This window comes from Streptomyces sp. NPDC031426 (assembly GCF_055581585.1).
Map to the genome: position 1 here is coordinate 1 of NZ_JBVIJE010000074.1, position 7,661 is coordinate 7,661.

At 68.6% G+C, this 7,661-nt stretch carries 5 protein-coding genes; 2 read left to right on the forward strand and 3 right to left on the reverse strand.

The features are described 5' to 3' along the window. The first annotated feature begins 25 nt into the window (after positions 1 to 25). The gene (locus ACZ5NH_RS44975; protein WP_468784221.1) at positions 26 to 3,715 is read left to right on the forward strand and encodes a polymorphic toxin-type HINT domain-containing protein; all 3,690 of its coding nucleotides are present in this window, start codon (positions 26 to 28) and stop codon (positions 3,713 to 3,715) included. Between the two features lie 13 nt (positions 3,716 to 3,728). Next, positions 3,729 to 3,971, forward strand: a complete 243-nt coding sequence (locus ACZ5NH_RS44980) for a hypothetical protein (RefSeq protein ID WP_468784223.1) — start codon at positions 3,729 to 3,731, stop codon at positions 3,969 to 3,971. A 486-nt stretch (positions 3,972 to 4,457) separates the two neighbouring features. On the opposite strand, the gene ACZ5NH_RS44985 is transcribed toward ACZ5NH_RS44980, so the two are convergent. The 3 genes from ACZ5NH_RS44985 to ACZ5NH_RS44995 all read right to left on the reverse strand — a co-directional run bounded on the left by ACZ5NH_RS44985 (position 4,458) and on the right by ACZ5NH_RS44995 (position 6,991). After that, positions 4,458 to 5,129 carry a hypothetical protein gene (locus tag ACZ5NH_RS44985; protein ID WP_468784224.1) on the reverse strand — a complete coding sequence of 224 codons (672 nt, stop codon included), beginning with the start codon at positions 5,127 to 5,129 and terminating at the stop codon, positions 4,458 to 4,460. A gap of 321 nt (positions 5,130 to 5,450) precedes the next feature. Further along, positions 5,451 to 6,050 (reverse strand): hypothetical protein, encoded by a 600-nt coding sequence (locus tag ACZ5NH_RS44990; protein WP_468784226.1) that lies wholly within the window; start codon positions 6,048 to 6,050, stop codon positions 5,451 to 5,453. 95 nt (positions 6,051 to 6,145) lie between these two features. After that, positions 6,146 to 6,991 (reverse strand): NucA/NucB deoxyribonuclease domain-containing protein, encoded by an 846-nt coding sequence (locus tag ACZ5NH_RS44995; protein ID WP_468784228.1) that lies wholly within the window; start codon positions 6,989 to 6,991, stop codon positions 6,146 to 6,148. Positions 6,992 to 7,661 lie beyond the last annotated feature (670 nt).

Here is a 7,661-nt window from a genome sequence, read left to right on the forward strand (position 1 = left end):
CCACGACCACCTCCAAGATCAGGTCTTGGAGACAGTCTGCTGGCCGACGAGCAACGGATCGATTACCAGGCCAAGGCTGCGTGACGAGCCACTAGAAGACTTCCTGGACGACGGCTGGCAGGACCCGTACTTCCAGGACCAGCGGGTCAAGGTCGCGCAGATCATCGACGCGGGCGGCCCGGAGGTGAAGAAGGCCGGCCAGGCCGCGCTGAACGGCACGCCGGACGACATCAAGGCGTTCTTGTCGACCGGCCAGTTCGACCGGCGGGCGCAGGACGAGCGGGTCGAGGTCGCGCAGATCATCAGCACCGGCGGCTCCAACGTGGCGGCCGCCGGCCGGATCGCGTTGAACGGTTCGGCGGACGACATCCACGAGTTCCTGGAAGTCGGCCAGTACGTCGCGCGCGCCCGTGACCAGGAACACGCCACCGTCGCGCAGCTGGCGGCGCAGGCCACGAAGGCCTGTGCCAGGGCGGCGGCGCAGACCAAGGCGGCCAAGGACGCCTCCGCGCGGGCCGTGACGGCGGCGAAGCTCGCCAAGGAGGCCGCGCAGAAGGCGGCGGCCGAGACCCAGGCCGCCAAGAACGACTCCCTGCACGCCGCTTCGGCGGCCGGCCGGGCAGCCTCTGCCGCCAAGCAGGCCGCGGAGGCCGCGCAGGAGGCGATCGACGCAGCGGCCGCCGCCAACAACAGTGCGCGGCTCGCGGCCAGCGCCGCCGAGCAGGCCGCTTCGGCGGCGGTGGGGGCCGCGCAGGCCGCCTCCCGTGCGCAGAGCGCCGCCGCGGACGCGGCCACGGACGCGGGCCAGGCGTCCGCGGCGCGCAAGGCGGCCGACGACGCCCGCACCGCGGCCAAGGGAGCACGGCTGGCGGCGGACGCCGCCAAGCAGGCCGGCAACGCCGCAGCCGACGCTGGCAATGCCGCGAAGGCCGCCGCCGACGCCGGCACCAACGCCGACGCCGCCGCCGACGCCGCCGACCAGGCCAACAACTACGCCACCCAGGCCGGCGTCCACTCCTCCGAGGCCGGTGCCGAGGCAGCCGCGGCCCACCGCCACGCGCAGGAGGCCAACCGCGCCGCCAACGCCGCCGCCTCACTGGCCGCGGAGTCGGCCGACGCGGCGAGCGACGCCGAAGACGCGGCCAACGCGGCGGCCACCCACGCGGACAACGCCGCCAAGGACGCCGATGACGCTGCCACCCACGCCGGTCAGGCAGCCACCGCCGCAGCCCAGTCCGCGGCGCACGCCAAGGCCGCCCAGGACGCGGCCGACGCCGCCACCGCGGCCGTCGCCAAGGCCCAGAAGACCCATCAGACCGCCGTCAAGATCGAGACGGAGGAGCTGACCGAGCGCACCAACGCCGGTATCGCGCAGGCCGAGGACCTCAAGGCGCAGCAGGACCAGCAAACGGCCGCCGATGCCGCGGCGGCCCAGCAGGTCAAGGACACCGACGCCCAGGCGAAGTCCCTGGCCGCGCAGGCCGCCCAGCCCGGAGCCGACCCCAAGACGATCGCCCCGGCCGGCCGCAAGGTCGCGCTGGCGACGATGCAGACCGGCGGATCCTGGAGCCGGGGCGCCGCCGAGGTGGCTCTCACGGGCACCGATCAGGACGCCGTCGACTACCTCACCACCCGCCGCGACCAGGCCGCCCACCAGGACGACCGCTACCGCGTGCAGACCCTCGCGCAGGAGAGCTCCCTGGCCTCGGTGCGCAGCGCGGCCGAGGAAGCGCTCAAGGGCGGCGACGAGCAGGTCTCGGCGTTCCTGGCCACCGGGCAGTACGAGGCCGGGGCGCAGGACTTCCGGGTGAGCATCGCCCAGATCATCGACGCCGGCGGACCGGTGGTGCAGCAGACCGGCCGGGCCGCACTGGACTCGAACGACCCGCAGAAATACCGGCAGTTCCTCACGACCGGCCAGTACCAGGCCCGCACCCAGGACGAACGGGTCCGCGCGGCCCAGCTCGCCGACCCCAAGAACAGCGCCAACGGCCCGGTCGTGAAATCGGCGGCCCGCATCGCCCTGGAGGGCCCCGACGATCTGCTGGATCAGTTCATCCGGGTCGGGCAGTACAAGGCGCAGCGCCAGGACTTCCTGGGTGCCACCCACACCGCGCAGATCGCCCAGCTGATCGCGGACGCCGCCGGTGTCGCGGCCACCGCCCAGCAGAACGCCGCCGACGCCCACAAGGCCGCCGCAACCGCCGCCAGGGCCAAGGACCAGGCGGCCGACTGGGCGAAGAAGGCCGACGCCTCCGCCAAGCAGGCCAAGGGCTACGCCGACCAGGCGGCCCAGTCCGCCAAGGACGCCCAGGCCTCCGCCGACCAGGCAGCCGCCTCCGCCCGAACCGCCGCCAAGGCCGCCGCCTCCGCCGACCAGGCCGCGAGCGACGCGGCGACCTCCGCCGTCGACGCCGCCGGCTCTGCCGAGTGGGCCCAGGCATCCGCCACCGCCGCCTACAGCGCCGGAGCACAGGCCCGTGCCTCCGAACTCGCGGCCGGCAAGGACTCCAAGGCCGCGGACAAGGCCTTCGCGGACGCCTTCCAGGCGGCCGTGGAGAAGAAGGAAGCCGAACGCAAGGCCGCCGAGAAGGACACCGGCGCCCAGGCCGAAGCGCGCTACCGCTGCGGCATGCTCGGCTGCGACGCCGTCGAGCACCCGGCGCGCTGGTGCCAGCACAACGAGACCTTCTGCGAGATCCTTTCGCAGGCCCCGGCCGCCAGCGCTGCAATGCAGCAGGCGTGGGACTTCGCGAAAGACGTCCTCGGCATCGGACAGTTCGAGGACTGCAAGGGCGGCGACGCCGTCGCCTGCCTCCAACTCGGCTCAGACATCCTCCTCAGCTCGAAGTTCAAGCTCCTCGAGCGAGGGATGGAAGCATTGCAGGACCTGCGATACTCCCGCTACATAAAGGTGTGCACGCAGTGCTTCCCGGCCGGCACCGAAGTCCTGATGGCCAACGGCCGAACCAAGAAGATCGAGAGCGTCCACCCGGGCGACTCCGTCCTGGCCACTGACCCGCTCACCGGCCGCACCGCACCCCGCAAGGTCAGCCGTCTCATCATCACCGACGGCGACAAACACTTCGACGAACTCACCATCACCACGCCGAAGGGCCCCCGGAAACTCACCGCCACCTACGAACACCCCTTCTGGAGCCCCTCAACACGCCACTGGGTCAAGGCGCACGACCTCACCCCCGGCACCACCCTCCTCAGTACCCGCGGCACCACCGTCCGCGTCCAGGCCAACCACGCCTTCGACCAGCACACCCGCACCTACAACCTCACCGTCGACGACCTCCACACCTACTATGTGCTGGCCGGCGCCACGCCAGTCCTGGTACACAATTCCGACTGCCCACTGACGGGGGGATTCAAGTCACCGGTGACTCCTGAGGAAATCACCGATATCAACCGTGGTTTTGGCGGCGAAGCCCTGCTCAGTGGCTCGCCGGCGAACACCATGCTGAACGCCAGCCGCTACAACAGCCTCTGGGATAAGTTGGCCGTCGTGATTCGCGACATTGCGGGCGGGCACATGTTCAACAACGGAAACAAACGCACTGCGCAAGCTGTCGTCGAAGAGCTGATGCGTCTCAACAACGTCACGAGTGGACCGACTTCCGCCGATCTTCGAAGCGTCATCGACAGGGTCGGCAAGGGACAGCTGCATGACATCGATGAAATCTCAGCAGCCTTGAGAGGCTTTTGATAGGAGCGTACGAATGAATATTGAGCAGCTCATGGAGAGACTGGGCCGCTCAGGCGTCACAGTGATTCTCAAGGTGGACGATGAAAGGATGACGCAAGGCGGTGAGCCCTGGACTTTGGTGATGTCGGGTCCAGGACTGGGCGAGCAGGGATTCATTCGTGCTGAATCATCCAGCCTGACCGACGTCCTCGAACAAGGCTTCAGGATCCTGCAGTCGCGGCCCGGCAACTGGGAATGGCTGGCCGAAATCTCATAGCTACTGAGACGATGCCCTCGCGAATGTTCTCGGGAGGGCATCGTACGTCGGCCTGCAGGATCTTGATGCATGGTGACGTCTTCGGCCTGGCCCAGGCGCAGACAAGCCTGAGGTAGCGACCGTCAAGCTCGTCGACCACGCACTGGGAACCTTCGAGTGCTCCCACGGACAGGCCTCCGAGCCGGTGGTGTGCCAGGCTGTACGGCTCCTGCATGAGCAGGACGGGACGAGTCGCAAGCGCATCCCGACCTGGCTCACCTCCGACGTGCATGGGAAGCCCTGGAAGATCACCAGCTCATGGGAAACGGCTCCGTCTGGTGCGCGACACGGCCAAGGCGGCACGCACCGCTCGAAGGGGTCGGCGCCCCGCATCCCGCTGAACGAGAACTGGGCCCGCCGCTACGGGGGAAAGCGGCGGGCCCAGCAAGCCATCACGATGCCACACCGGCAGCCGGCACAGCATGTCGTGAAACAGACAGAGGTGGCTCAATTGAGGCCGAGTCGGCTGAGGGCCGTTGTCCAGTCAGTGACGATGGCGTTCTGCGCTGCGGCGAGGGAGACCTTCCCGGAGCAGACGGCAGTGTGCAGCTTCGTCTCCACCGGGTCCTTCTTGTTGTTGATGCCGCCGCCAGGCTTGTGGCCCGGATCGGCCGGCTCCACCCAGAGGTTACGGGGATCGTTGGGGTCACCTCCGAGCTGGAGGCTGATGAGGTGGTCGTACTCGGCGTCCGACATGCTGCCGGTGTAGCCGTAGGAGGCGGCGTTGAGCTTCTTCTCCTTGCCGGTGACGGAGGCGGGCGGGCGGATCCCCTTGGGGTATACGCCGGCGCGGCAGATCGTCGTTTTCAGGTTCGCCTGCGTGACGGCCGGTGAAAGCGCACCGGGCGTGCACTTGGGGTCCTCCAGCGGCTCGCCGTTCTCATGTCGGTAGTGGCAGCTCCCTGCCGGTGGCTGCTGCTGCACCGTGTACGTCGTCTGCGGCCCCGCACCCACCGCAATCTTCGCCGTTCCTGCGGGTTCGGCACTTGCCGGGGACCCCGCTTCCGACGCTCCGCCCTTCCCCGAGGTGTCCGAGCCGGAGTGCGAACCGGATGAACAACCCGCCAGCAGCAGGCAGGAGAGCAGCACCGGCGGAACGGCGCGGCGAATGGAACCCATGACGACCCCTCACGAACAGAGCGACAACTGCACACATGCTCCCCCACGCTGTCGCCGTCCTACCGGCCACCTCCAGGCGCACGGGTGTGCGCCGGGCACACTGAGACAGTGCGGCGTGCCCAGGCGCGATCAGCCGGTCGGCGTCCACGGTGACCCCCACCGCGCGGCAGGCGTACGGCGGTTGGCCTGCCAGTCCCCGAAGGAATACGCAGTCCAGGGTCCGGGCCAAGAGCACCTTGGTCGCATCGGGCATCACGTCCTGCCGCCACGGCAGGACCGATCACGGCGTCCGACCAGGCGGCTGCGGCACGCCCATGGAGGTCAGGCGGGTGGATTGTCGGGGGTGTAGGTGAGGGGGTAGGTCTTGGTGTACTCCTCCACCGGCACGTTCATTTGCGCGGCGTACTCGGCCCGGGCCTGCCGGTCGGCATCCGTGATCTCCGGGTGCACGCCGGGCGCCTGGGGAGCGCGCCAGAGCTGGACGAGGTGGCGTTCGCCGTGGTCGCCGATGCCCGGTTCGGGGTCGTCAGCATGGCAGTACAGGCGCATCCGTACCCACTCCTCCTCGCCCTCGTTGGAGGGCGGCACCTCGAGCGGGGGTTCGTCCTCTGGCCAGGCATCCCAGAACTCGCTCCTGATGACGGCGAGGCACAGTTCGGGGAAGTCGGCGCGCAGGCTGATCTCTTCCGGCGGCTCCCACTCGTTGCCGGACTCGGGTGCCGGCGGGCCGTCGTGGACCTGAATGATCATCTGCACGGGGCCGGTGTCGGTGGTGGGCATCACGATGGCGTTGCTGTCGCTGGCCGGGCCGCAGCGCCAGCCGAACGGCATCTCCTTCGGCCAGTCGTAGTCGTCGTCGAATCCGATGAGGTAGCCGTGTTCTCCCACATCGATGGTGAACGTTGCTTCACGAACCAGCATGGGACAAGCCTCCTTCAGCGGAGACGGGTGCCCCCTTGCCCTGGCACAGAGGCGGGACAAGGGGGCACCCTGACTGGCGGGGAGTCTAGCGGCGCTCAGACGATCACGTAGAACGGGTCGCCGTCCATGACGTGCATCTTGCCGCGCCAGGCGGTGATGCGGCCGCCCTGGCTCCGGTTCTCCTGGATATGCACCCAGGTGATCTCCCGCTGGTTGGCCGGCAGGTGAGTGCCGCCTTCCTTGGTCGAGGCGAAGGGGTACTCGTCGCACGAGGTGCGGCCGGCGCGCTGCATGTCCGGCGGGGCCTTGGTCGGGCAGACCGCCTTGCGGTTGTTGTCCTCCTGCGTGGGGTTGATCATCCAGTGCAGGGGCTTGCCGCCGTAGGGGTCACCGTAGTGGCCGCCGCTGGAACGCAGCCTGCGGATCCCGTTGTCGATGTAGGGGATGCCGACCATGCTGACCGCGGTGGGCACTTCCGGGATGGCACAGTGGCCCTGCGGGAAGTGGACGGTGGCCTTGGTGCCGCCCCCGGAAGCAGCGGCGACATCGACGCTGACGCCCGAGCCCGCGCGTGTGACCCGCGCCTTGGATACGGTGAACTCCTCCGACCGGTTCGCGGAGTTCACCTTGAGGGCCATCTGGTGCTTGACGTCGAAGTCGACAGTACCCTCGATTTCAGGCTTCCCGTCGATGACCTTGATGACGTCGACGTGGATGGTGACCCACTCGCACTCGCTGTAACGGTTGATGCTGATCTTGTTGATGGTACAGGTGGCATTGGACGCCGGACCGGCAGCGAGTCCGGTGACCTGGGACCGAGTCGGGCCGATAGTGACCCGCAGCTGTCCGGCACCGGGCTGGTCTGCCTCGGCGAACGGAGCAGCTGTTCCCAGCAGTCCCAGCGCCACTGCCCCCGTGGCGAGCAGAGCTCTGATTTTCAACCTGTACCCCCTGGGTTGAAGCAGTCGACAGGGGGCCAGCGGTCAAATCTGCGCCACCCCCGTCGCGTTGGCCGCAAACAAGCACGCTCGAAACCCAGGGCGCATGCCGTTTTGGTCGGTTTCAGTCAAAGATGAGCCATAAACGAACGAGTAGACGACGCCGTGACCAGCAAGCGCCCCCTGACCACCGAACACCCCCAGCCACAACCGGCCCGCCACGGTCGGCCTGGAAATGCCAGTCGAGTCGCCGACTCCGGCTCCCACGTGGCGCTGCCGGCGCCGCTCACACCCCGTCGTGCACTCTCAGCGCTACGGCAGGCCTCGGGCGAATACCCAACCTCGGGTACGTGCCGCCGACGGGTTCGCGGGGAGGCTCTGGGTCAGCCGGTCGGCGTTGTCCTCGATGTCGTTGGGTGCCGACGTACTGGGTTACAGCTGCCTGTACTGCGGCTGATGCTTCGCGCCATGTGTCGCGCTGGTGACTGCGCTCCTCGTGGTCATCGAGTTGCTGCAGCTGAGAGTGGGGTGTCGGCAGCTTGCTGCAAGGCAACGAGCTCCTCCGGCAGACCGCTGTGGTGAGCTGCACCCCGTTTCGTGGAGTCCCTGAAGCCAGGCTTATGATCCTGGCCCGAAGGAGAACCACGAGCAGTGCCAGCACCACGTAAGTACC

Bases quoted from the DNA above. Each gene is read 5' to 3' on its own strand.
- ACZ5NH_RS44990 (WP_468784226.1), bottom strand. From the start codon at position 6,050: ATGCTGGTTCGTGAAGCAACGTTCACCATCGATGTGGGAGAACACGGC.
- ACZ5NH_RS44980 (WP_468784223.1), top strand. From the start codon at position 3,729: ATGAATATTGAGCAGCTCATGGAGAGACTGGGCCGCTCAGGCGTCACA.
- ACZ5NH_RS44985 (WP_468784224.1), bottom strand. From the start codon at position 5,129: ATGGGTTCCATTCGCCGCGCCGTTCCGCCGGTGCTGCTCTCCTGCCTG.